Source organism: Sphingomonas sp. EC-HK361 (assembly GCF_902498785.1).
Taxonomy (GTDB): Bacteria; Pseudomonadota; Alphaproteobacteria; order Sphingomonadales; family Sphingomonadaceae; genus Sphingomonas.
Genome location: NZ_LR701494.1, coordinates 322,759 through 346,210 on the forward strand (window position 1 = coordinate 322,759; position 23,452 = coordinate 346,210).

Below are 23,452 nucleotides of genomic sequence, written 5' to 3' on the forward strand. Positions count from 1 at the left end.
CACGATATGCCCGCGTCCATTTACCGCGATAGCGTATTGCCCGACCATGACACGTCGGGCTATCAGGACACCAAAGGCTGGGAGTCCCGGCGCGAGGAGAATCACGTGAAGCTGGTACGCGGCGCCTGGAAACTGCTGGTCGGCATCAAGGACGCGCTCGTGCTCGTCGCGATGCTGTTGTTCTTCGGCGTGCTGTTCGCCGCGCTGAACGCGAAGTCCGCGCCCGCCACGATCAAGGACGGCGCGCTCGTGCTCGACCTGAACGGCCCGATCGTCGAGCAGCCCGAAGAAGTCTCGCCCTTCGCGATGCTGTCGGGCGGCGAGATCATGCAGCAGTATCGCTTACGCGACCTCGTCCGCACGATCGACGCGGCGAAGGACGATGCGAAGGTCAAGGCGATCGTGCTCGACCTCGACCGGTTCGGCGGCGCGTATCCCGCCGCGCTCGGCGAAGTCTCCGACGCGCTGCTTCGGGTGCGGACGTCCGGCAAGCCGGTGCTCGCCTATGCGACCGGCTACACCGATGGCGGCTACCGGCTGGCAGCGGCGGCGAGCGAGGTGTGGATGGACCCGATGGGGGGCATCCTGCTCGCCGGGCCGGGCGGATCGCAGCTTTACTACAAGGGCCTGATCGACAAGCTCGGCGTCAACGCGCACGTCTACCGCGTCGGCAAGTTCAAGTCGTTCGTCGAACCCTATACCCGCGCCGATCAATCGCCCGAGGCGCGCGCGGCGTCGGAAGCGCTGTACGGCGTGCTGTTCGACCAATGGAAGCAGGCGATCGCGAAGGAGCGTCCCAAGGCGCAGATCGCACCGCTGCTGACCCAGCCCGAAGCGGTCGTGACGGCGGCGGGCGGCGATATCGCCAAGGCGAATCTCGCGGCCGGCCTTGTCGACAAGCTGGGCGACCGCACCGCCTTCGGCCGGCGGGTCGCGCAGATCGCTGGCGGCGACACATCTAAGCCGGCGGGCTACTTCAACGCGATCAAATACCAGGCCTATGTCGATTCGAAGCCGCTGCCCAAGACCGGCGACATCGGCATCGTGACCATCGCCGGCGAGATCGTCGACGGCAAGGCGAAGGCTGGCTCCGCCGGCGGCGACACGATCGCCAAATACATCCTCGACGGACTCGCCAAGAACGACCTGAAGGCGCTCGTCGTTCGGGTCGATTCGCCGGGCGGGTCGGTGCTGGCGTCGGAGAAGATCCGGCTCGCGATCATGGCAGCCAAGAAGAAGGGGCTTCCGGTCGTCGTCTCGATGGGCGGGCTCGCGGCGTCGGGCGGCTATTGGGTGTCGACGCCGGGCGACGTCATCTTTGCCGAGCCCTCGACCATCACCGGGTCGATCGGCATCTTCGGGCTGATACCGACCTTCGAGAACACGCTCGCCAAGATCGGCGTGACGACCGACGGAGTGAAGACGACGCCGCTGTCGGGCCAGCCCGACGTAATGGCCGGCACCAACCCGCAGACCGACGCGGTTCTCCAGGCCGCGATCGAGCACGGCTATGCCCAGTTCATCGGCCGTGTCGCCGCGTCGCGCCACATGACGCCGCAGCGGGTCAACGAAATCGCGCAGGGCCGCGTCTGGGACGGCGGCACCGCGCATCAACTGGGGCTGGTCGACCGGTTCGGCACGCTTTCCGACGCGGTGGCAGAGGCTGCTCGCCGCGCGAAGCTCGATCCGAAGACCGCGCAGGTCCAGTATCTCGAAAAGAAGCCGGGCTGGGCCGCGGAGCTCGCCAAGCAGCTCGCCGCGCGTGACGACAAGGACGACGACGCGTCCGGCCCGCCTTCCGACGCCTTCGGGCGGATCGCATGGGAACGCCGCCAGCTGTTCGCGCAGGCGCTGGGCGATGTGAAGCGGCTGGCGACCAGCGGCGGCGTTCAGGCACGCTGCCTGGAATGTGCGGGGCTCGGCCCCGTAGGCGGCGTGGCGAGCGACGGGCGGTTGCTCGATCTGGTGCTCGCAAAGATCGGACTGTGAGCGCGGCGAAGGGTGTCCTTGGCGTCCGCGCGTTCATTCCGGCGCGCGACTTCGCCTTGTCGCAGCGATTCTACGCCGCGCTCGGCTTCGAAGCCGGGCATGTCGATGCGCAGGTCGCGGTGCTCACCCTTGGCGAGTCGGGGATCATCCTCCAGAATTATTACGAAAAGGCCTTTGCCGAGAACTGCATGGTGCAGCTGATGGTCGAGGATGTGGACGATTGGTGGGCACGCGCAGTGCCGCCGGGGCTCGCCGCCGAGTTCGATGTGCAGCACCCCAAGCCGCCCGTGATGCAGAGCTGGGGGCTGAAGGTCGGCTTCATCTGGGACCCTTCGGGCGTGCTCTGGCACGTCACCCAGCGGCCGGCCTGATCCCTTCCCCTTTTGCGTTGCTCCTGACGCTCCGCGTGCGATAGCGGGGGCACGAGGGAGACCCACATGATCGACATCCGCGCCGCACGGCCCGAGGACGCCGCGGCCATCGCTGCCATCTACGCACCCTATGTGCTGACCGGCACGGTGAGCTTCGAGACGGAGGCACCCGATGCGCGCGGCTTCCGGGCGCGGATGGCGGCGTCGGACGGGCTGTATCCCTGGCTCGTCGCGACCAATGGCGATCCGGAGGGCGGCGTGCTCGGCTATGCCTATGCGGGCAAATTTCGCGATCGGCCGGCGTATAAATATGTCGTCGAGACATCGATCTACATGGCCGGCTCGGTCCAGCGTCAGGGTGCCGGGCGGCTGCTTTACGAAGCACTGATCGATACCGTGCGCGCGCAGGCCTTCACCCAGGCGATCGGGGTCATCTCGCTGCCCAACGACGCCTCGATCACGCTCCACGAGTCGGTCGGCTTCCGCCGGGCGGGCGTCTACCGCGAGATCGGCTACAAGCAGGGCCGCTGGATCGACGTCGGCTTCTGGCAGTGCGAACTGAACGATTCGACGATCCCGCCTGCCGAACCGAAGCGCTTCGCCGATCTAGGCGTCGTCCGCGGCTGAGCCGAGTCCGGAGTCGCGCCCGCGATAGGCGGGCAGCGCGAGGTGGTAGCGCAGCGCGATCGCCCGGAGCGCAAATCCCGCCAGCGCCCCGACCACCGCGGCAATCGCCACCGGCACGCCGAGCAGAACGAGCGTGACGTAGCTGGCAGACGCAAGCGCGGCTGCCGTCACATAGATTTCCGGGCGCATGATGATCGACGGCTCGCCCGCCAGCACGTCGCGGATGATGCCGCCGACGCACGCGGTCACCACCCCCATCAGCGCGGCGGGCAGCGGAGGGATGCCGTAACCAAGCGCCTTCGCCGCGCCGAACACCGCATAGGCGGCAAGCCCGACCGCGTCGAACCAATCGAGCGCGGCGCCTTTCCACCAGCGCTCCGGCGTCGCCCAGATCACGAACGCGACGCCCAAGCAGACGCCCGCCGCGCGGCTGTCGTGCACCCAGAACACCGGCGCGCCGATCAGCAGATCGCGCAACGTCCCGCCGCCGACGCCGGTGATGAGCGCGAAGAAGGCGAGCGTGACCATCGTCTGCCCGCGTTTCGCCGCCGCCAGCGCCCCTGATGCCGCGAAGACGGCGAGCCCCGCGAGGTCGAACCAGGGGCCGAGGGTAGGAAAAAGGACCGAGGGAGGCAGCATGACGCATGCGCTACGACGGGCAGGCAGGCAGCGTAAAGAGAAGCTTGGGAAGACGGCGCCTGCCCTGCTAAAGTCGCGTGCGATCGGAGGCACCATGAAACTCAGCGCACGCAATCAACTGCCCGGGCGGGTCACGACGATCACGCCCGGCGCCGTCAACGCCACGGTGAAGGTCGATATCGGCGGCGGCATGACGGTGACCGCCAGCATCACGGGGGAAGCGATCGCCGACCTCGCGCTGGCCGAAGGCGATAGCGTGACGGTCGTCATCAAGGCCAGCGACGTCCTGATCGGCAAATAGCGTGCGCGTCGGTGCGCTCAAGCTGAAGCTGCAACTGATCTGCGGCGACAGCTATGCGATGGGTCCGGGCAAGGCCGATGTTCTCGACGCGATCGACCGCGAGGGATCGATCTCGGCTGCGGGCCGCGCGCTCGGCATGAGCTATCGCCGCATCTGGCTGCTGGTGGACGAGATGAACCGCTGCTTCGCCGAACGGCTGGTCGAGACGCGGGCGGGTGGCAGCCGGGATCGCGGTGCCCACCTGACTGATTGCGGGCGAGAGGTGCTGGCGGCGTTTCGCGATCTGGAGGCACAGTCAGCAGCGATCACCGAGAGCGCGGCGTATCGCGAGCTGACTCGCCGGGTGAGAGAAACCCCGCTGATCGATTGATCGGTGCACGCGGCAACGGCCGCTTCCTTTTGCGAGCCACGCTATATACAGCCGGATATATCGAGTCGGCATACAGTCGATCCAAAAGGGTGGCCATGCGAACGACGTTGACGACCGCGATGACCGTCTTGGGCTTCGCAGCGTTTGGATCGCCCGTGCACGCGCAACAGGCCGGGCCGCCGCCTGAGAAGCGGGGCGAAGCCCAAAGCGACGCAAGCGCGGAAACCCACATAGCAATTCCGCCGATCACGGTCACCGCGCGGCGGCGGGCGGAGGATGCGCAGCGCATCCCAGGATCGTTGTCGGTGGTCGGCGGCGAACTGCTCGACCGGTCCTACACCGTCAACACCCAGCAGCTTTCGCAGCTCGTCCCGGCACTCAACTACAGCTCGGCCAATCCGCGCAATACGGCCTTCACGATCCGCGGCCTTGGCAGCAGCGTCGTTGCGGTCAGTCAGGCCAATGACGGACTGGAGGCCGGGGTCGGCTTCTACGTCGATCAGGTCTATCACGCGCGCCCCGCAACCGCCGCGTTCGATTTCAGCGACATCGCGCAGGTCGAGATACTGCGCGGGCCGCAGGGCACGCTGTTCGGCAAGAACAGTACGGCGGGCGCGATCAACATCACGACGCGCGCGCCGACCTTTACGCCGGAGGCGCAGGAAGAGCTGTCGATCGGCAGCTTCAGCTTCGTCCAGGCGAAGGCGGCAGCCTCGGGGCCGCTGGTCGGGGATGTCCTGGCGGGGCGCATTTCGGCAGTTGTCACGCGCCGCGATGGCGTGATCCGAAACGTGCGGACGGGGCAGGATCACAACCAGATCGGCAACCAGGCGGTGCGCGGGCAGTTGCTCTACAAGCCGTCCGATCTCTTCCAGCTCAAGCTGAGCGCGGACTTCACCAATTTCGAAAGCGATTGCTGCACCCAGGTCTATTACCGCGTCGCCGCACGCGACGTGCCGCGGACCGCCTCGCGGCAATATCCCGCGCTTGCCGCCGGGCTCGGCTATGCGCCGCCAAGCCTGAACCCGTATGATCGCGTGACCGATATCGATGCGCCGCTGGGCGTTAACACCAACGAGGGCGGCGTTTCCGCGATCGGCGACTGGAATGTCGGGCCGGTGACGTTCACGTCGGTGAGCGCGTGGCGGTTCTGGAACTGGGATGCGGCGAACGACCGCGACTATACCGGTGTCCCGATCCAGCTCACGCAGCACATTCCGTCGCGGCAAGATCAATATAGCCAGGAACTGCGCTTCGCGTCGAACGGCGATCGTGCGCTCAGCTATGTCGGCGGTCTCTACTTTTTCCGCCAGCGCCTGATCGGGCGGCCGATCTCGATCTACGGCCCGCTGGCGGCCTATTGGCTGATCGGGCCGACCACCGGCGCGAACGCGACGCCGGTCCCCGGCAACCTCCTTGACGGCTACGGCACGGACGGGCGCACCGATTTCCAGTCGAACAGCTATGCGGCGTTCGGCGAGGTGAACTGGCGCCCGATCGATCGGCTGACGCTGACCGGCGGCCTGCGCTACACCTATGAGCACAAGACCGGGACGTACGACACCTTCGTCTTCGGCGGGCTGCAGACGACGAACGCCGCGCTCAACAGCGCCAAGCTGTCGATCCTGCGCGGGCAGAGGTATGCCGCGAAGGTGAATGACGGCAGCCTCACCGGCCGCGCCAATATCGCTTATGAAGTCACCAGCAGCGTGCTTGGCTATGTCAGCTTCGCGCGCGGGGCGAAATCGGGCGGGATCAACATGTCCGGTCTGCCGCTCGACAACACCAGCCGGCCCGCGCTCGGCACCGCGGTGGTGCGGCCGGAGCAGAACACCAATTACGAGATCGGCCTGAAGACCTGCCTGTTCGACCGGCGGCTGATCTTCAACCTCGACGGCTTCTACACCCGCGTCACCGATTTCCAGGCGAACGTCACCGACACCCGCGCTGCGGCTGCGTTGCGCACTTATCTGGCAAACATCCCCAAGGTGACGGTGAAGGGGTTCGAAGCCGACGCCACCGCCGCGCTCACCCGCAATTTCTCGCTGCGCGCCTCGGCCACCTATGCCGACGGCAAATATGTCGACTACCCGACCGGCTCCTGCCCGATCGAGAAGATCGGGAACGCGACGGCGGCCTGCGACCTGAGCGGCGTCGGCCTGCCGGGCCTGCCGAAATGGTCGGTGACGCTGGGCGGCGACTATGCCTACCCGATCCACGCGCTCGGCGGCGGCGCACTGGTGCTCCATGCCGATTCGAGCTCGAAGACCCGCCAGTTCGGTGACCCGACCGGCTCGCGCTATACCGTCATCGACGGCTATACAGCGGTGAACGGCAGCATCGGCATCCGCAGCGACGCCGGCTGGGAGCTCGCCATCTTCGCCCGCAACCTGTTCGATCGGGACTATATCCAGAACGTGACGATCCAGGCCGGCAATTCCGGCCTGATCCTCGCGACCCCCAGCGACCCCCGCACCATCGGCGTGACGTTCCGCGCGCGGCAATAGGCGGTCATTGACTGACGCGCGACGGCGTCCACGATACAAAAAAGGGGACCGGCATTGCTGCCGATCCCCCTGTCGCCGGACCTTGATCCGGACCACGTCTCGAAGACCGTTGGCCCGCATCCGGTTTCGGCGGCGCGCATTGTCCCGTGCCGTTGCCAGCGCCGGGGGTAGCGCTTCGGATGCGGCTTTCGTGTCCGATTGGCGATCCCGAAGGGCCGTCATCCTGATCCGTCGTCGCATCCAGCGTGACCATCGCTTGCCGCAAGCGGCAATATCCGGTCCCGCTTTCGGTCATCGGGGCCGGCGGTGTCATCCGCGAACGGACGTGCCTGCCGGACCTCGATGGCCTGCTCCCCCACCGTATCCGAAGATCCGGTAGCTTCGCTGTGCCGCGCCTGCCTGCCTGACGCTCCACCGGTTTCGGCCCGAAGACCTCGACCTGCTTTCAGCGTCACGCCGCATCGTCGCGACCGGCAATTGCGATGCGTGCGAACACGCAGACCGCCGCTGCCGTTTCGGACGCCCGCTCCGATCCCGCTCGCTTCGTGTCCGACTTGCGCCGGAAACCACGATCGGTGTCTTTGCACGGCATCCCGTTCGATCGCTGCATCTCCGCGTTCGTCTCGCGACGGCGCGGCGCCTTCAATCAACCGGCAAGTTCTTGCGTTTCCTGTGATTTCTCACCGTTCCCGCCGTCTGCTTACAGTCATGATGCTGTCACCGATCGCGAGTCGCACCAACAGGAATTCGGCCCCGTTCGCCTGTGGATAACGTGGATATCGGGGATCGATGAGCGGGCTCTCCAGCTGCATGAACGCGACGTTGTTTTGGGTTCATGCAACCTGGGCTAGTTTCGATACGTTACGGACGCAGATCGACTTTGAGGGTCGGTTTCTACTGGGAGTGAAAGACATGCGTAAACTGATGCTGGCGCTTGGCGCCACCGCGATGGTCGTTCCGACGCTGGTCATGCCGGTGTCGAGCGCCGAGGCGCGCAAGCACTATTCCTACAAGGAATGGCGCGGCAAGGACGGCCGTTATCGCTGCCGCAAGCCAGACGGCACGACCGGCCTGATCGTCGGCGGCGTGGCCGGTGGTCTGCTCGGCCGCACGATCGATACCCGCGGCGACCGTACGGTCGGCACGCTGGGTGGCGCGGCGCTCGGTGCGCTGGCCGGTCGTGAGATCGAGCGCGGAACCAGCAGCCGCCGCTGCCGTTAAGCTCGACGGAAATCGCCGACTTTGAAGGGGCGCGGTCCGACGGATCGCGCCCCTTTTCCATTCGAAGGGAGTATCGCCATGACCACACGCAGCGGATCGGCCCGGTATGACGGCCTGGGCAAGGACGGCAAGGGTTCGGTCTCGACCCAGTCCGGGGTGCTTTCCGACAGCCCCTATGGCTTCGGAACCCGGTTCGAGGACGAACCCGGCACGAACCCCGAGGAACTGATCGCCGCGGCGCATGCGAGCTGCTTCACGATGGCGCTGAGCTTCGCGCTGGCAAAAGCGGGACAGAAGCACGGCACGCTGGAGACGACGTCGAAGGTTACGCTCGACAAGGATGGCGACGGGTTCAAGGTCACGAAATCGGCGCTGTCCCTGACCGCGCGCGTGCCGGGTCTCGGTGCGGACGATTTTCACCGGATCGCTGATGATGCCAAGGCCAACTGCCCCATTTCCAAGGTGCTGAACTGTGAGATCACGCTTGAGGCGCAGCTGGCGGAGTAACGCGCGGCTTTCGGTTGCGTGAACGCGAAGTAGTTTTCCGTTCACGCAACTTGACAGGTCTTCGGCGTGTTTTTGCTACACTGACGTTTTTCGAAGGAGTGAAAACGATGCGTACCCCGATTCTTTTTGCTGCACTGGCAGCGACTTCGCTCAGCGCTGTGCCCGCCGCGGCGCAGGACACCCCGCGTGAGGCAAACCGCGAATATCGCGATCAGGTCCGCGATGCGCAGCACGATTATCGCAAGGATCTGCGTGACGCGGATTCGCGCCGCGATGTGCGCAACGCCCGCCGCGAATATCGGGACGAAGTGCGCGACGCCCGCCATGATCGCCGCGACGACATGCGTGACATCCGCCAGGATCGCGCGCGCGACTGGCGCCAATATCGCAATTACGACTGGAACCGCCTGCCGCCGGGCCAGCGCAACTATTACGCCAACCAATATTATCGCGACGGGCGCTATTATCAGCCGCGGCGGCTGACGCGTGCCGACCGCATCTATCGCGGGACCGACAACCGCTATTACTGCCGCCGCTCGGACGGCACGACCGGCCTGATCATCGGCGGACTTGCCGGTGGTGCGCTGGGCAACATCATCGCGGGTGGCGGTTCGCGCCTGCTCGGCACGGTGATCGGTGCGGGTGGCGGCGCGCTGCTCGGCCAGTCGATCGACCGCGGTCAGGTGGTCTGCCGCTAAGCACGACAGCCTGACGAGCGAGAGGCCCGGCGTCGAAAGGCGCCGGGCCTTTTCGTATCAGAAAATCCCGCCGCCAAGCGAGAGGCGAACGATCGCGACCAGCAGGATCACGATGTTCACGTTGCGGCCGGTGTTCCGCGACGACAGCATGCCGACGATCAGGCCCACCACCGCGATCGGCACCGCGATCCAGTTCAGGATGCCGAGAAGCGGGATGATCCCGGGGATGGCAAAGAGCAACGCGACGAGGCCGATCAGCACGGAAAGAATATTCAGCATGCGGGCGAACATGGCGCGGGTGTGTTACGGTTGCAAGGCACGATCAGCGCTAATTTAACGCTTTGCGCGCTAGGCCAAACGCGACCACTTCGCCGGACAGACCGATTGCGCCGCTGCACCGCCATCCTTGCCGTCTCGATCATGCTGGCCGCTTGCGGCCGGAAGCCGGCGCCGCATGACGTTTCGCTGGACGACGAGCTTTCGGAGAACGCCGCAGCGACCGCGAACGACCCGGCGCTTCGCGCGGCGCTGCGCGGGTCGATCATGGTCGATCCCACGCTCGTCGGTCGCGCCAATGCGGACGCGATTCGCCCGCCGGTCGAACCCTATGCCGCAGCGATCCCACCTGAGGGAATTGCAGACACCGGCAAACCGGCGGAGACGGACACGGTGCAACCGGCGCCGGCCGCGAAGTCGCCGTGCCCGCAATGTTCGGCCGCTCGTGGTGCCTTGACGCTGGCCGCGCTGGCCGAGGCCGAGGGCGCGCCCTTCGCGCGGTGCGCCGGCGCGATCGGCTACTCCGCTGCATGGGCGAGCCGCCTGCCCGACACCGTTCCGCTCTATCCGCGCGCCGACGTGATCGAAGCGGCGGGTGCGGACGGCGCCGGCTGTATGCTCCGCGCGGTGAACCTGCGGTCCTCCGCCGCGCCCGGTCGGCTGCTCGACTGGTATGCCACGAAGCTGCGCCGGGCCGGGCTTGCCGTAGAACATCGTGCCGATGGCCGGCAGCATGTGCTCGCCGCCTCGCGCCCCGACGGGACGGCTGCCCTGATAATGGTCGGCGGCAACAGCATCGGTGGCAGCGAGGCGACCCTTCTCGTCGGCAGCGATCGCTGACCGCCACGCCGCTATGCGGGAGCGCGCGAAAGCGCTAACGCGGGCGCGATGATCCGCCCCTGCCCTACTTCGCCCCGTTGCCTCCGATCGCCGGCGTGCGTCCGATGACCGACGCCGTTCGCCAGTTCACGGTCGGCTATGACGACGACGGCATCCGGCTCGACCGGTGGTTCAAGCGGCATCTTGTCGACACGAGCTTCACGACGGTCGCCAAATGGGCGCGGACGGGGCAGCTGCGTGTCGATGGGTCGCGCGCCACGCCGGGCGACCGGCTGAAGGCAGGCCAGATCCTGCGCGTGCCGCCTCCGGAAGCCGCCAAGCCCGACGCCGCCCGACCGAAGCGCGAACGCGCGCCGTTAAGCGAGGACCAGATCGCGTTCGCGCGCGAGATGGTGATTCACCAGGACGCGCAGGCGTTTGTGCTCAACAAGCCGCCCGGCCTCGCGACGCAGGGCGGGACCAAGACGTCGGAGCATGTCGATGGCCTGCTCGATGCGCTGCAATATGATGCGGAGGGACGGCCAAAGCTCGTCCACCGGCTCGACAAGGACACGTCGGGCGCGCTGCTCGTCGCGCGCACGTCGCGCGCCGCAGCGTTCTTCGCGAAGGCGTTTTCGGGGCGCACTGCCAAGAAGGTCTACTGGGCGCTGATCGTCGATGTCCCTTCCATCGAGGACGGGATGGTCGAGCTGCCGATCGGCAAGCAGCCGGGCACCGGGGGCGAGAAGATGCAGGTCGACGAGGAGAACGGCCAGGCCGCGCGCACCCGCTACCGCGTGATCGAGCGCGCGGGCAACCGCACCGCCTGGGTCGAGCTCCAACCTTTCACCGGGCGCACGCATCAGCTGCGCGTCCATATGGCGGCGATCGGCCACCCGATCGTCGGCGACGGCAAATATGGCGGCGCGGCCGCGTTCCTCACCGGCGGGATCAGCCGCAAGATGCATCTGCACGCGCGCCGCATCCGCGTCGATCACCCCGATGGCGGCAAGATCGATGTCGAGGCCGAATTGCCGACGCATTTCCGCGAGAGCCTTAAAAGCCTCGGCTTCGACGAGATGCTGGGCAACATGATGCCGCTCGATGAACCGACGCCGCCGAGCAAGGCACAGATGAAAACGCGCGCGAAGGCCCATGCCAAGACGGTGCGCAAGGCGCGGCGCGGCGAACGGCGCGTGCGCGGGGAGCGCGAAAAGGCATGACACGCCTCGCCGTATTCGATTGCGACGGAACGCTCGTCGATAGTCAGGCGAATATCTGCCGGGCGATGGAGGAAGCGTTCGCGGCCGCGCGGCTTGCCCCGCCGATGCGCCAGGATATCCGGCGGATCGTCGGCCTGAGCCTCGTCGAAGCGGTGACGGCGCTGCTTCCGGATGCCGATCCGGCGCTCCACCGCTCGCTGGCGGCGGCCTACAAGGCAAATTTCTTCCGGATGCGGAGCAGCGGCGAGCTTGATCCTGAGCCGCTGTTCGATGGCATCCCCGATGTCATCGCGGCGCTGCTCGATGCCGGCTGGGTGCTCGGCATCGCGACGGGGAAGTCCGATCGTGGCCTTACGCATATCCTCGCGCATCACGCGCTGACCGCGCATTTCGTCACCCTGCAGACCGCGGATCGGCACCCCTCCAAACCCGATCCGGCGATGCTGCGCGCGGCGATCGACGAGGCCGGCGCGGCGCCCGAAACCACCGCAATGATCGGCGACACGAGCTTCGACATGGTGATGGCGCGGTCCGCCGGCGTGCGCGCGATCGGCGTCGCCTGGGGATATCACCCGGCCGAAGAGCTGCTGGCGACCGGCGCGCATAGCGTGGCCGACAGCCCCCGCGCACTCATGGCTCATCTGTCGTGAACGATCCTGCGCGCGGGCGCTATTTCGCGATCGTCGCGACGCGGATCGCGGGCGCCGCGGGTGCGGTGCTCGGCGTCGTCCTTCTCGCACGGGCACCGACGATCGGCCCCAAATTGCTCGGCGTCGCGATCGTCCTGTCGGCGATGGCGATGATGGCGATCGTGCCGCGTTCGCTCGCGCGCAAGTGGCGGACTCCGCCAGAGTGAAGCGGTTCTGGCGCAACGTCACGATCGATGCGGAGCGGGTGGTGCGGCTCGACGACCGCCCCGTTCGCACGCCGGGTCGTACGCCGCTCGCCCTCCCCACGGCCGCGCTGGCGGACGCGGTCGCGGCGGAATGGCGCGCGGTCGGCGATACGCTAGACCCGCGCGAGATGCCGCTGACCGGACTCGCCAACGCGGCGATCGACCGGATTTCGCCCGATACGGCAACCTTTGCCGCTGGCCTGGCGCGCTATGCCGAAAGCGATCTGCTCTGCTACCGAGCCGATGAGCCTGCCGAGCTGGTCGCGCGACAGCGTGCCGCGTGGGATCCGCTGCTCGATTGGGCACGTGGCCGCTACGACGTTCATTTCACGATCGTGACCGGGATCATGCACGCGGCTCAGCCTCCGGCGACCCTGAAGCGCCTGACGGATGCCGTCGGCGTGCGTGATGCCTTCGCGCTTGCGGGACTCTCGCCGCTGGTCACGACGACCGGCTCGCTCATTGGGGCACTGGCGCTGGCGGAGCGGGCGTTTACACCCGATCAGGTCTGGCAGGCATCGCAGATCGACGAAGCGTGGCAGGCGGAGCGCTGGGGAATCGATGCGGACGCCGAACGGGTCACCGCGGCCGCCAGGGCGGATTTCTACGCTGGCGCGCGGTTCCTCGCTGCTTTGGCCGCTGGCGACGAGGTTACCGCGTTAGCCCGCGGATGAAGCCGATGAGGCCCGTCTGGCGGGATCGCTTGAGACGTTCGGCCGCAAGGATCGTCTTCACCTTCGCGAAACAGTCCTCGACATCGTCATTCACCAGCACATAGTCATAACCGTCCCAGTGGCTGATCTCGTTCGCGGCGCGGGCCATGCGGCGATCGATGATTTCCTCCGAATCGGTCGCGCGGCGTTTCAGGCGCTCGTGAAGCTCCTCCATAGACGGCGGCAGGATGAAGACGCGGACGACGTCGCCGCCTGCGATCTGATGGAGCTGCTGCGCGCCCTGCCAGTCGATGTCGAACAGCACGTCATGCCCCGACTTCAGCATCGCATCGACCGGCGCCTTGGGAGTGCCGTAGCGCTCGCCGAAGACATGCGCCCATTCCAGAAACTCGTGATTCGCGACCATGTCGCGAAACGTTTCGAGCCCGACGAAACGGTAATCCTTGCCGTCCTGCTCGCCCGGACGGATCGACCGGGTCGTTGCGGACACCGACATGTAGAGATCGGGCTCGTCGGCCAGCAATTTGCGCGCGATGGTCGACTTTCCCGCGCCCGACGGCGAGGACAAGACGAACAGGAGGCCGCGGCGCTTGAACCGGTGCGGATCGGCTTGGTCGTAAACGGACATGCGCGCTAGTGGCGTGGCGAAGGGGGAAGCGTCAAGCATGACGACGAGGAGAAACGCCGGATACTGGCTTGCGATCGGCGGAATCGTGCTCGTCGCGGGCGCGATCCTGCTCGCCATGGGTCGCGCGCCGATCTGCCCGTGCGGCCATGTCGCGCTGTGGGCGGGCGAGGTCCAGTCCAACGAGAACAGCCAGCAGCTGACCGACTGGTACAGCTTCAGCCATGTCACCCACGGCTTCCTGTTCTATCTCGCGGGCTGGCTGCTACTCGGGCACGTGCCGTGGCAGGCGCGGCTCGTTCTTGCGACCCTGATCGAGGCCGGGTGGGAAATCCTGGAGAACTCGCCGATCATCATCGCTCGCTACCGCGCCGTCACGATGGCGTTCGGCTATTCGGGCGACAGCGTCGCCAATTCGGTGAGCGACATCGCGATGATGGTGCTGGGTTTCGCGGTAGCAAGGCGTCTGCCGTGGTGGGGCACCGCTGCGCTCGGGATCGGGTTCGAGCTCTTCACCTTGTGGGCGATCCGCGACAACCTGACGCTCAACGTGGTGATGCTGATCGCGCCGTCCGACGCGATCAGGCACTGGCAGATGGGCGTCTAGAAGCCGCTTCAAACCCGTGGCGGCGCGCCCCGCTGGCGGTCACGGTGGCGGTCATACGCTTTCTTTGCGACATAGCCGCCGCCAAGAAGGAGACCGAGCGGCCCCATCCGCGTCACCGCGCGTGCCGCAAGCGCGCCGATCGCCGCACCTTTCAACCCGCCGCGGCCGTCGCGCCGATCGATTTCGCTGCCGACCAAGGCACCGATTAAACTCCGCAACATCCGATATTCCCTTTTCGACTGGCGCGCGATCCACCGACGCCGCTCGGGAATGAAAGCGTCAGTAACCCGCGGAAGTTCCGTCAGCGCCCCAGCATCGCCTCCGGCCGCACGACGTGGTCGAAGGTTTCTGCGTCAACGAGTCCGAGCGCGAGACCGGCTTCCTTCAGGGTAAGACCTTCGGCGTGCGCGTGTTTGGCAATCTTCGCCGCGCTGTCGTAACCGATTTCGGGCGCCAGCGCGGTGACGAGCATCAGCGACCTGTCGAGCAGTTCGGCGATCCGCGCGCGGTTCGGCTCCAGCCCCTCGATGCAGCGTTCGGCGAAGCTTTCCATGCCGGTGGCGAGCAGGTCGATCGAACGCAGCACGTTCGCCCCGATCAGCGGTTTGAAGACGTTGAGTTCCAGATGTCCCTGCATCCCGCCGACGGTGATCGCCACGTGATTGCCCATCACCTGCGCCGCAACCATCGTCAGCATCTCGCACTGGGTCGGGTTGACCTTGCCGGGCATTATCGAGCTACCGGGTTCGTTGGCGGGCAGATCGAGTTCGCCGAACCCGCAGCGCGGACCCGAGCCGAGCAGGCGGATATCGTTGGCAATCTTGGTCAGGGACACAGCCAGCGTATTGAGTGCGCCCGAGAGATGCACCAGCGAGTCGTTTGACGCCAGCGCTTCGAATTTGTTGGGCGCTGTAAGGAACGGCAAATCGGTCAGTTCGGCCATCTCAGTCGCAAAGGCTTCTCCAAAACCCTCAGGAGCATTGAGGCCAGTTCCGACGGCCGTACCACCCTGTGCCAGTTCCAGAACACCGAGCGCCGCGTCTCGCACGCGGTCGAAGCCCATCCCAATTTGACGCGCATAGCCAGAAAACTCATCTCCGAGTGTGAGAGGGGTCGCATCTTGAAGATGAGTTCGGCCAGTCTTGACGATACCGCGCCATTGCTCCGCCTTCTCCATCATCTTGTAGAGCAGCAGCGCCAGCGCTGGTTTCAAACGTGTTTTGATCGCTAGACTGACTGCGGCATGCAGCGCGGTCGGGAAACTGTCGTTCGACGACTGGCCCATGTTCACGTCGTCATTGGGATGAACGGGCACCTTGCCGCCGCGCGTGCCGGCCAGCATCTCGTTGGCGCGGCCGGCGATCACCTCGTTGACGTTCATGTTCGATTGCGTGCCGCTGCCTGTCTGCCAGATGACCAGCGGGAACTGGTCGTCGAGCTTGCCGGCTACGATTTCCGCCGCCGCCGCCTCGATCGCGTAGGCCTTGTCCGCGGCGAGTCCGTGTGCGCGGTTCACCCGCGCCGCGGCCTGCTTCACCAGCGCGAGCGCGTGGACGATCTCGATCGGCATCGCCTCGCGCGCGCCGAACGGGAAGTTCTCGACGCTGCGCTGGGTCTGCGCGCCCCAATAGGCGTCGGCGGGGACTTCGATCGGGCCGATCGAGTCGGTCTCGGTGCGGGTGGCGGTCACGTCGAACTCCTGTTCTCCTCTCCCATAGGGAGAGGGAGGGGCCCGCCGCGTAGCGGTGGGAGGGTGAGGGCGAAACGGCTTCCGGCGCCCTCACCCTTCCGCGGCTGCGCCGCTCCCTCCCTCTCCCAATGGGAGAGGGATTTATTTTTTCCGTTTGAAATCCACGCTCACCACGTTCGACCCGTCCTCCACCGGCACGGCAGTCGGCTCGTCGTTCGTCGCCTCGTCGTGCGGCTCTGGCCCATCCTCGACCTGTGCCTGGAAGCGGAGCTCGAAATTGACCGCGGGATCGTGGAATCCGGTGATCGCCGAATAAGGAATGACGAGCTTCGACGGCACTTGATTGAAGCTCAGCCCGACCGAGAATTTCCGGTCGTCGACCTCCAGATCCCAATAGCGGTTCTGCATGACGATCGTCATCTCGTCGGGGAACCGCTCGATCAGGCGCTGGGGGATATCGACACCGGCAGCCTGCGTCTTGAAGGTGATGTAGAAATGATGCTCGCCGGGCAGGCCGCCGCTCTCGGCGACCGTGCCGAGGACGCGGCCGACGACGGCGCGCAGCGCCTCCTGCACGATCTCGTCGTACGGAATCAGGCTGTCGGGCATCTGGTCGGTCATCGCGCCATGGGTAGCGCGCTTTGGGGTGCGGTCAAGATTGCACGGATGGCCATTGTCGCTATGGGATGCCGCCCATGCGCACCGCCACGATCAACCGCGCCACCGCCGAGACGAAAATCGCGGTCACCGTCAATCTCGACGGGACTGGCCAGTATCGAATCTCGACCGGCATCGGCTTTTTCGATCACATGCTCGAACAGCTCTCGCGCCATTCGCTCATCGATTTAGACGTCGATACCAAGGGCGATCTCCATATCGACCAACACCATACGGTCGAGGACACCGCACTCGCGATCGGGCAGGCGATCGCTGAGGCGCTGGGCGACAAGCGCGGCATCCGCCGCTACGGCGATGCGCTGTCGCCGATGGACGAGACGCTGACCCGCGTGGCGCTCGATATCTCGGGACGGCCCTGGCTCGTATGGAAGACGGACTTTACCCAGAAGCGGCTGGGCGAGATGGATACCGAGCTGTTCCAGCACTGGTTCCACAGCTTCGCGCAGACCGCCGGGATCACGCTCCATATCGAGACGCTATACGGCGAGAACAACCATCATATCGCCGAAAGCGCGTTCAAGGGACTGGCGCGCGCGCTGCGGATCGCGGTCGAGATCGACCCGCGCAAGACGGACGCGATTCCCTCGACCAAGGGCGTGCTGTAGCGCAATGGGCGGGATCGCCCTCATCGATTATGGCGCGGGGAACCTCCACTCGGTCGCGAACGCGCTGAAGGCTGCGGGCGCGACGGACCTTGCCGTCACCGATGATCCTGCCGCCGTGCTCCGCGCAGACCGGATCGTGCTGCCCGGCGTCGGCGCCTTTGGTGCCTGTGCGGCGGCACTTCGCGGCGTGCCGGGGATGATCGACGCGCTCGAGCGACGCGTCCGCATCGAAGGCGTGCCGTTTCTGGGCATCTGCGTCGGCATGCAATTGATGGCGGATGCGGGCGAGGAAATGGGCACGCACGAAGGCCTTGGCTGGATCGACGGCCGCGTGCGGCGTCTCGATCCTCACGGCGCCGACGCGAAGGTCCCGCATATGGGCTGGAACGACGTGGCCCCCACCCGCCCCCATCCTTTGATCGAACCGGGCGAGGCGTATTTCCTCCACAGCTATGCGTTCGAAGGCGCAGACGTGATAGCGACGACCGATCATGCCGGGCCGGTGACTGCCGCGATCGGGCGGGACAACATGATCGGGGTTCAGTTCCATCCCGAAAAAAGCCAGCGCTACGGGCTGGCGCTGCTGGAAAGGTTTCTGGAGTGGCGACCGTGACCCCTTCGACTTCGCTCAGGACGGGACTGATCGTCTTTCCCGCGATCGACCTGAAAGGCGGCGAGGTCGTCCGTCTGGCGGAGGGCGATATGGACCGCGCGACCGTCTATGGCGACGATCCCGCGGCGCAGGCCATGCTGTTCGCCGATGCGGGCGCTGGATATCTCCACGTCGTCGACCTCGACGGCGCCTTTGCCGGCAAGAGCGTCAATGGCGACGCGGTGAAGGCGATCGTCGCGCGCTTTCCCGGGCATGTGCAATTGGGTGGCGGGATACGGACGCCCGAAAGCGTTGCCGGGTGGTTCGACCTAGGCGTCTCGCGGGTCGTCATTGGCACGGCGGCGCTCGAACAACCGCAATTCGTCCGCGACATGGCGAAGGCGTATCCGGGCGGGATCGTCGTCGCGGTGGACGCAAAGGACGGCCTGGTCGCGACGCGCGGCTGGGCGGATGTGTCCGACGTGACTGTCACTGACATGGCGCGTCGGTTCGAGGATGAGGGCGTCGCGGCGTTGCTGTTTACCGATGTCGGCCGGGACGGGATGCTGAAGGGGTGCAACGTCGAAGCGACCGTCGATCTCGCGCGAGCTGTCGATATTCCGGTGATCGCCAGCGGTGGGGTGAAGGGCATCGCCGATATCCACGTGCTGGCGCTGCATGCGCGGGACGGCGTGGAGGGCGTCATCACCGGCCGTGCGCTCTATGACGGTCGGCTAGATTTGGCCGCGGCGCTCAGCGTAGCTGGGGCAGCGTGAGCGATTTTGCATTCGGAATGCTCGGGCTTGTCATTATCGGTCCGTTCTTTGTGTGGACGGTCGTGCGAGGACTGAGCAAAGGACGAATATGGAGCCGCTTTGGCCCGGACTTTCGTCGCGACAAGCAGCCAATTCTGTTTTGGCTGAGTGTTGTCACCTACGGCGTGATCGCGACTGTGACATTCGCATCGAGCATGCGGATGGTGACTTCATCCCCATGACCGTCCGCGCACGTGTCATCCCTTGTCTCGACGTGGCGAACGGGCGCGTCGTGAAGGGTGTCAATTTCGTCGATCTGATCGATGCCGGCGATCCCGTGGAGCAGGCCCGCGCCTATGATGCGGCGGGCGCGGATGAGCTGTGCTTTCTCGATATTACCGCCAGCCACGAGGCGCGCGGCACGATTCTCGATGTGGTGCGGCGCACCGCCGAAGTCTGCTTCATGCCGCTGACCGTCGGCGGCGGGGTGCGATCAGCGGAAGACGCCCGCGCGCTGCTGCTCGCGGGCGCGGACAAGGTTGCGGTCAATTCGGCTGCCGTCACCCGTCCGGAGGTCGTCGCCGACATTGCCGAGCGTTTCGGGAGCCAGTGCTGCGTCGCGAGCATCGACGCGCGGCGCGTGGGCGACGGACGCTGGGAAGTCTCTACCCACGGCGGGCGGCGGGAAACCGGTATAGACGCGGTTGCACACGCCTTGCGGCTGGCGGACCTCGGCGCGGGCGAACTGCTCGTCACGTCGATGGACCGCGACGGGACGAAATCCGGCTACGACCTCGACCTCATCCGCGCCATCGCCGACCGGACTACGGTGCCGGTCGTTGCCTCCGGTGGTGTCGGCGGGCTCGACGATCTCGTCGCGGGCATTCGCGACGGTCACGCCAGTGCCGTTCTCGCCGCGTCGATTTTCCATTTCGGCCAGGCGAGCATCGCCGATGCCCATGCGGCGCTGGCGGCGGCGGGCATCGCCGTTCGAAAACCGGCGGGCGACAAAGGGTAAGGCGGTCTTAACGACGATGGCGTAATCCTCACGACGACCCTCAACCGGAAGAACCGATGCCACGCCGGATACGCGCTCTCCTGTCCTCGCTTGGCGACGAAGTCCGGTCCTTCGCGAACGAAAGCGAGGAGATTGCAGGCCGCACCAACCTGCTCGCGCTCAACGCCACGATTGAGGCGGCGCGTTCGGGGGAGGCGGGGCGCGGATTTTCGGTGGTGGCGCAGGAAGTGAAAAGCCTCGCATCGCAAGCACGCGGTTCGGCCGCGAAGTTTCGCGAACATGTGCTCGGCGGTCTGAACGCCGGCACCATGATCGCCGATGAACTCGTCGGCGAGGTGGAAGGCGCGCGGCTCGCCGAACTGGCCGAATCGATCGTCCAGTCGATTTCCCGTTCGCTTTACGATCGATCGATCGATATCCGAATGCTGGCGTCCGACACCTCCGTCGTGGAGGCTGCTGCCGATCAGGGTCGCGATCCGCGGACCGTGGCGCGCGCGCTCGTGCGACTTCAGGCGCTGCTCAAACACTCGCCCTATTTCCTCAACGCCTTCATCGTCGATGCGACGGGCCGCATACCCGTCTGCGCCCACGCCAATGCGTCGGTTCGCAATGAAAATCTCGGCGATGCGCCGCAATATCGAAAAGCCATGAACGCCCGCGCGGGCGAGGACTGGTTCACCGACGCGGTGTGGGAGAATCCCTGGTCGGGTCACCGCAAGGTGCTCGTCTATGTCGCGCCGATCCGCCTCGAGGGCGACGTCGTCGGCGTATGCTATCTCGAATATGATTTCGAAGGGCAGGCATCCCGGATCATGGACGTGATGAAGGCGAGCGCGACCAATTCCGTGATCTCGATCCTCGACGAGCAATCGCGTGTTGTCGCAACGACCGGCGCCTATGCGTTCGGCCACCGCGTCACCCACGACGAGCAGAGCCGGTCCGCCGTGGCCGGGAGCGACGGCAAGATCGCGGCGCTGTCCGGCAGCAGCCCCTATTACGACTTTGACGGCCTGAACCTGCGGTGCCTTATCGAACATCAGGTGCCGACCGAGGATGAAATTGCGCTTGCACTGAGGCGTGTCTTCCGCGGCGTGGAGCGGTGAAATCTGTAACCGGGCGCGGTCGCGCGGATAGGGAGTCAAGATGCCCGCGTTGATCCTCGTGGCGTCCGGCCATGACGGGGTCGTTGCGCCCCGCTCGGGGTTCGCGCTGTCCGACGTCGCGCTGTTCGTAATGGCGGCCGCTGGCGTGTGGCTGGTCCGTCGTGCGCTGCGCAAACGCTTCCGCAAGGATTGACCGCGCGGTCGCGTCGCGCCACCGGTGCGCGTCATGGACCCGTTCGACCGCCTTGAAGCCACGATCCGCGACCGCCGCGGCGCCGATCCCGCCTCCTCCTATGTCGCGAGCCTGTTCGCGAAAGGGCGCGGGCGGATCGCGCAGAAGCTGGGCGAGGAAGCGGTGGAGACGGTCATCGCAAGCCTGGGCGACGATCCGGCGAAGATCGTGCCAGAGGCGGCGGACCTGATCTTTCACCTGATCGTGCTGCTGGCCGACGCGGGTGTTTCGCTGGAGGATGTGCGGGCGGAACTGGCTCGACGCGAGGGTGTGTCGGGGATTGAGGAAAAGGCGGGGCGCGCCGAATAGTCGATTGTATCCCCGCGAAGGCGGGGATCCAGACTGGGCTCCCGCCTTCGCAGGAGCACATCGTGGAGAGACGACATATGCCGATCGACGCTACCCTGCCCTATGACGACCAGAACGTCTTCGCAAAGGTGCTGCGCGGGGAAATTCCGTCGAAGCGCGTCTATGAAAGTGCGCATTCGATCGCCTTTCACGATATCGCCCCGCAGGCGCCGACCCATATCCTCGTCATCCCGCGCGGCGCCTATGTCTCGTGGGACGATTTTTCCGCGCGCGCCAGCGACGCGGAAATCACCGATTTCGTCCGCGCCGTGGGCGAAGTCGCACGCGCAGCGGGGCTGGTCGAACCCGGTTACCGATTGCTCGCCAATGTCGGGCAGGACGCGCATCAGGAGATCGCGCACCTCCATGTCCACATCTTTGCGGGCCGAACGCTCGGTCCGATGCTTGCACGATAGTTGCGCGCGGGCGCACTAAGGGATTGCGCGGGGCGCGGTTGCCGCTAGGTTCTCGCGCTTACCACGAAGGCCGCGCCACGAGGCAGCGGCCATTCCCGGGGGAGTAGTTGATGATTTTCGGGCGCGTAAAGCCTCTCGACGCCATTCTGGCAACCGCCGAGAAGCGCGGTCTCCATCGTTCGCTGGGCGCATTCCAGCTCACCATGCTCGGCGTCGGCGCCGTCATCGGCACCGGCATCTTCGTGCTGACCTCCGAAGCCGCGCAGAAGGCCGGTCCGGGCATGATGCTGTCGTTCGTCATCGCGGGCTTCGTCTGCGCGGTCGCGGCGCTCTGCTATTCCGAACTCGCCTCGATGGTGCCGGTCGCCGGTTCCGCCTACACCTATACCTATGCGGTGATGGGCGAGCTGCTCGCATGGATGGTCGGCTGGGCGCTGATCCTCGAATATGCGGTCGGCGCGAGCGCGGTCGCGGTGGGCTGGTCCGGCTATGTCGTCGGGCAGATCCGCAATCTGCTGCACATAGACATACCGATGGAATGGGTGAACGGGCCGTCCGCTGGCGGCTATATCAACCTGCCCGCGGTCATCATCTCGCTGCTCGTCACGTGGCTGCTGGTGATCGGCACGACCGAAAGCGCGCGGGTCAATGCGATCCTCGTGGCGATCAAGGTCGCCGCCCTCACGCTCTTCATCGCGCTGTCGGTGCCGGTGATGAACGGCGCGCATTTCACCCCGTTCATGCCGACCGGCTTTGCCGGTGTCGCAGGCGCGGCGGCATCGATCTTCTTCGCCTATGTCGGCTTCGATGCGGTCTCGACCGCGGCGGAGGAAACCAAGAATCCGCAGCGCAACGTGCCGATCGGGCTCATCGCGTCGCTGCTGTTCTGCACCGTCTTCTACATCCTCGTGTCGGCCGGCGCGATCGGATCGCCGATCGGGGCGCAGCCGGTGCGTGACGCGGCGGGCGTCGTCCTGGCCCCCGGCACGTCGGAACTGGCCGACCGGTGCCGCGCGATCGTCGCCGGCGGCACGATCGAACCGCTGTCGTGCAGCCGCGAGGCGCTGGCGCATGTGCTACGCGTCATCGGATGGGAAAAGATCGGCAATCTGATCGGCCTTGCCGCGACGCTGGCGCTGCCGTCGGTCGTGCTGATGATGATGTTCGGCCAGACCCGCGTGTTCTTCACGATGGCGCGCGACGGCCTGCTCCCCGAAAAGCTCGCCTCGGTCCATCCGAAATACAAGACGCCGCACGTCGTCACGATCGTGACCGGGCTGGCGGCGACCGGGGCCGCGGCGTTCCTGCCGGTGGGCAAGCTGGCCGACTATTCGAACTCGGGCACGCTGTTCGCGTTCTTCATGGTGGCGCTGTCGGTGATGGTGCTGCGCAAGGCCGACCCGACACGCAAGCGGCCGTTCCGCACGCCGATGGTGTGGGTCGTCGCGCCGCTCGCGATGATTGGCTGCGCCTATCTCTACATCTCGCTGCCGCTGCTCGCGATCCTCGTGCTGCCGGTATGGGGTGCGATCGGCCTGGTGATCTACTTCGCCTACAGCCGTCGCCGCAGCTTCGTCGGCCGGGGCATCTTCGACACGCTCGACGACCCCGCGATGATCCCGGAAACCGCCAAGCCGCTCGCCTGACGGGTTCGGGCGACACAAAA

Annotated in this window: 31 protein-coding genes; 25 read left to right on the forward strand and 6 right to left on the reverse strand. The window is 66.1% G+C overall.

Going from position 1 to position 23,452, the window contains the following annotated elements; genetic code table 11:
* Positions 1–105 precede the first annotated feature (105 nt).
* The 3 genes from sppA to BOS5A_RS08675 all read left to right on the forward strand — a co-directional run bounded on the left by sppA (position 106) and on the right by BOS5A_RS08675 (position 2,987).
* Positions 106–1,989, forward strand: a complete 1,884-nt coding sequence (sppA, locus tag BOS5A_RS08665) for a signal peptide peptidase SppA (RefSeq protein ID WP_151955918.1) — start codon at positions 106–108, stop codon at positions 1,987–1,989.
* The gene (locus BOS5A_RS08670) at positions 1,986–2,360 is read left to right on the forward strand and encodes a glyoxalase (protein ID WP_151954817.1); all 375 of its coding nucleotides are present in this window, start codon (positions 1,986–1,988) and stop codon (positions 2,358–2,360) included. Before sppA ends, BOS5A_RS08670 begins: the two co-directional genes overlap by 4 nt.
* A 66-nt stretch (positions 2,361–2,426) precedes the next feature.
* A complete protein-coding gene (locus BOS5A_RS08675; protein ID WP_151954818.1) occupies positions 2,427–2,987 on the forward strand; it encodes a GNAT family N-acetyltransferase in 561 nt (186 codons plus the stop codon).
* On the opposite strand, the gene BOS5A_RS08680 is transcribed toward BOS5A_RS08675, so the two are convergent.
* Positions 2,967–3,626, reverse strand: a complete 660-nt coding sequence (locus tag BOS5A_RS08680; RefSeq protein WP_151954819.1) for a trimeric intracellular cation channel family protein — start codon at positions 3,624–3,626, stop codon at positions 2,967–2,969. The genes BOS5A_RS08675 and BOS5A_RS08680 overlap by 21 nt on opposite strands.
* A 94-nt stretch (positions 3,627–3,720) precedes the next feature.
* Here BOS5A_RS08680 and BOS5A_RS08685 point away from each other — a divergent pair, with 94 nt between their 5' ends.
* The 6 genes from BOS5A_RS08685 (at position 3,721) to BOS5A_RS08710 (ending at position 9,230) form a co-directional block, all read left to right on the forward strand.
* On the forward strand, positions 3,721–3,927 hold the full coding sequence (locus BOS5A_RS08685) for a TOBE domain-containing protein (protein WP_151954820.1): 207 nt from the start codon (positions 3,721–3,723) through the stop codon (positions 3,925–3,927).
* Position 3,928: 1 nt separating this feature from the next.
* Positions 3,929–4,297, forward strand: a complete 369-nt coding sequence (locus tag BOS5A_RS08690; RefSeq protein WP_151954821.1) for a winged helix-turn-helix domain-containing protein — start codon at positions 3,929–3,931, stop codon at positions 4,295–4,297.
* A gap of 95 nt (positions 4,298–4,392) precedes the next feature.
* Positions 4,393–6,804, forward strand: a complete 2,412-nt coding sequence (locus tag BOS5A_RS08695) for a TonB-dependent receptor (protein ID WP_151954822.1) — start codon at positions 4,393–4,395, stop codon at positions 6,802–6,804.
* 912 nt (positions 6,805–7,716) lie between these two features.
* Complete coding sequence (locus tag BOS5A_RS08700) at positions 7,717–8,025, forward strand: glycine zipper 2TM domain-containing protein (protein ID WP_151954823.1); 309 nt, start codon at positions 7,717–7,719, stop codon at positions 8,023–8,025.
* 78 nt (positions 8,026–8,103) lie between these two features.
* A complete protein-coding gene (locus tag BOS5A_RS08705) occupies positions 8,104–8,532 on the forward strand; it encodes an OsmC family protein (protein WP_151954824.1) in 429 nt (142 codons plus the stop codon).
* A 107-nt stretch (positions 8,533–8,639) separates the two neighbouring features.
* The gene (locus tag BOS5A_RS08710) at positions 8,640–9,230 is read left to right on the forward strand and encodes a glycine zipper 2TM domain-containing protein (protein WP_151954825.1); all 591 of its coding nucleotides are present in this window, start codon (positions 8,640–8,642) and stop codon (positions 9,228–9,230) included.
* 57 nt (positions 9,231–9,287) lie between these two features.
* On the opposite strand, the gene BOS5A_RS08715 is transcribed toward BOS5A_RS08710, so the two are convergent.
* Complete coding sequence (locus tag BOS5A_RS08715; protein ID WP_151954826.1) at positions 9,288–9,509, reverse strand: hypothetical protein; 222 nt, start codon at positions 9,507–9,509, stop codon at positions 9,288–9,290.
* A gap of 105 nt (positions 9,510–9,614) precedes the next feature.
* Here BOS5A_RS08715 and BOS5A_RS08720 point away from each other — a divergent pair, with 105 nt between their 5' ends.
* The 5 genes from BOS5A_RS08720 to BOS5A_RS08740 all read left to right on the forward strand — a co-directional run bounded on the left by BOS5A_RS08720 (position 9,615) and on the right by BOS5A_RS08740 (position 13,117).
* A complete protein-coding gene (locus BOS5A_RS08720; RefSeq protein WP_151954827.1) occupies positions 9,615–10,346 on the forward strand; it encodes a hypothetical protein in 732 nt (243 codons plus the stop codon).
* A 104-nt stretch (positions 10,347–10,450) separates the two neighbouring features.
* Complete coding sequence (locus BOS5A_RS08725; protein WP_151954828.1) at positions 10,451–11,548, forward strand: RluA family pseudouridine synthase; 1,098 nt, start codon at positions 10,451–10,453, stop codon at positions 11,546–11,548.
* Positions 11,545–12,198 carry an HAD-IA family hydrolase gene (locus BOS5A_RS08730; RefSeq protein WP_151954829.1) on the forward strand — a complete coding sequence of 218 codons (654 nt, stop codon included), beginning with the start codon at positions 11,545–11,547 and terminating at the stop codon, positions 12,196–12,198. The genes BOS5A_RS08725 and BOS5A_RS08730 overlap by 4 nt, the downstream gene beginning before the upstream one ends.
* A complete protein-coding gene (locus tag BOS5A_RS08735; protein ID WP_151954830.1) occupies positions 12,195–12,404 on the forward strand; it encodes a hypothetical protein in 210 nt (69 codons plus the stop codon). Before BOS5A_RS08730 ends, BOS5A_RS08735 begins: the two co-directional genes overlap by 4 nt.
* Entirely contained in the window at positions 12,401–13,117 is a 717-nt protein-coding gene (locus BOS5A_RS08740) for an ATP12 family chaperone protein (protein WP_151954831.1), read from the forward strand. Before BOS5A_RS08735 ends, BOS5A_RS08740 begins: the two co-directional genes overlap by 4 nt.
* Here BOS5A_RS08740 and gmk read toward each other — a convergent pair.
* Positions 13,095–13,745, reverse strand: coding sequence for a guanylate kinase (gene gmk / locus BOS5A_RS08745; RefSeq protein ID WP_151954832.1), 651 nt, complete (start codon positions 13,743–13,745; stop codon positions 13,095–13,097). The two genes, BOS5A_RS08740 and gmk, sit on opposite strands and share 23 nt — an antisense overlap.
* 37 nt (positions 13,746–13,782) lie before the next feature.
* On the opposite strand from gmk, the gene BOS5A_RS08750 reads away from it, so the two are divergent.
* Positions 13,783–14,349 (forward strand): DUF2585 domain-containing protein, encoded by a 567-nt coding sequence (locus BOS5A_RS08750; RefSeq protein ID WP_199857308.1) that lies wholly within the window; start codon positions 13,783–13,785, stop codon positions 14,347–14,349.
* Positions 14,350–14,357: 8 nt separating this feature from the next.
* Here BOS5A_RS08750 and BOS5A_RS08755 read toward each other — a convergent pair whose 3' ends face one another.
* From BOS5A_RS08755 to BOS5A_RS08765, 3 genes are all read right to left on the reverse strand, one after another.
* Positions 14,358–14,570: a hypothetical protein gene (locus tag BOS5A_RS08755; RefSeq protein WP_151954834.1), complete on the reverse strand. Its 213-nt coding sequence runs from the start codon at positions 14,568–14,570 to the stop codon at positions 14,358–14,360.
* 80 nt (positions 14,571–14,650) lie between these two features.
* Positions 14,651–16,039 (reverse strand): class II fumarate hydratase, encoded by a 1,389-nt coding sequence (fumC, locus tag BOS5A_RS08760; protein ID WP_151954835.1) that lies wholly within the window; start codon positions 16,037–16,039, stop codon positions 14,651–14,653.
* 141 nt (positions 16,040–16,180) lie between these two features.
* Positions 16,181–16,660, reverse strand: coding sequence for an SspB family protein (locus BOS5A_RS08765; RefSeq protein ID WP_151954836.1), 480 nt, complete (start codon positions 16,658–16,660; stop codon positions 16,181–16,183).
* Between the two features lie 74 nt (positions 16,661–16,734).
* Here BOS5A_RS08765 and hisB point away from each other — a divergent pair, with 74 nt between their 5' ends.
* From hisB to BOS5A_RS08815, 10 genes are all read left to right on the forward strand, one after another.
* Positions 16,735–17,322, forward strand: coding sequence for an imidazoleglycerol-phosphate dehydratase HisB (hisB, locus tag BOS5A_RS08770; protein WP_151954837.1), 588 nt, complete (start codon positions 16,735–16,737; stop codon positions 17,320–17,322).
* Positions 17,323–17,326: 4 nt separating this feature from the next.
* A complete protein-coding gene (gene hisH / locus BOS5A_RS08775) occupies positions 17,327–17,935 on the forward strand; it encodes an imidazole glycerol phosphate synthase subunit HisH (RefSeq protein ID WP_151954838.1) in 609 nt (202 codons plus the stop codon).
* 26 nt (positions 17,936–17,961) lie between these two features.
* Complete coding sequence (hisA, locus tag BOS5A_RS08780) at positions 17,962–18,690, forward strand: 1-(5-phosphoribosyl)-5-[(5-phosphoribosylamino)methylideneamino]imidazole-4-carboxamide isomerase (RefSeq protein ID WP_151955919.1); 729 nt, start codon at positions 17,962–17,964, stop codon at positions 18,688–18,690.
* On the forward strand, positions 18,687–18,911 hold the full coding sequence (locus tag BOS5A_RS08785) for a hypothetical protein (protein ID WP_151954839.1): 225 nt from the start codon (positions 18,687–18,689) through the stop codon (positions 18,909–18,911). The genes hisA and BOS5A_RS08785 overlap by 4 nt, the downstream gene beginning before the upstream one ends.
* On the forward strand, positions 18,908–19,687 hold the full coding sequence (gene hisF, locus BOS5A_RS08790) for an imidazole glycerol phosphate synthase subunit HisF (protein ID WP_151954840.1): 780 nt from the start codon (positions 18,908–18,910) through the stop codon (positions 19,685–19,687). Before BOS5A_RS08785 ends, hisF begins: the two co-directional genes overlap by 4 nt.
* A 56-nt stretch (positions 19,688–19,743) precedes the next feature.
* The gene (locus BOS5A_RS08795; RefSeq protein WP_151954841.1) at positions 19,744–20,790 is read left to right on the forward strand and encodes a methyl-accepting chemotaxis protein; all 1,047 of its coding nucleotides are present in this window, start codon (positions 19,744–19,746) and stop codon (positions 20,788–20,790) included.
* A 40-nt stretch (positions 20,791–20,830) separates the two neighbouring features.
* The gene (locus BOS5A_RS08800; protein WP_199857310.1) at positions 20,831–20,983 is read left to right on the forward strand and encodes a hypothetical protein; all 153 of its coding nucleotides are present in this window, start codon (positions 20,831–20,833) and stop codon (positions 20,981–20,983) included.
* A gap of 33 nt (positions 20,984–21,016) precedes the next feature.
* On the forward strand, positions 21,017–21,331 hold the full coding sequence (locus BOS5A_RS08805) for a phosphoribosyl-ATP diphosphatase (protein ID WP_151954842.1): 315 nt from the start codon (positions 21,017–21,019) through the stop codon (positions 21,329–21,331).
* A gap of 77 nt (positions 21,332–21,408) precedes the next feature.
* A complete protein-coding gene (locus BOS5A_RS08810) occupies positions 21,409–21,786 on the forward strand; it encodes an HIT domain-containing protein (protein ID WP_151955920.1) in 378 nt (125 codons plus the stop codon).
* A gap of 110 nt (positions 21,787–21,896) precedes the next feature.
* Positions 21,897–23,432 (forward strand): amino acid permease, encoded by a 1,536-nt coding sequence (locus tag BOS5A_RS08815; protein ID WP_151954843.1) that lies wholly within the window; start codon positions 21,897–21,899, stop codon positions 23,430–23,432.
* The last annotated feature ends 20 nt before the right edge of the window (positions 23,433–23,452 follow it).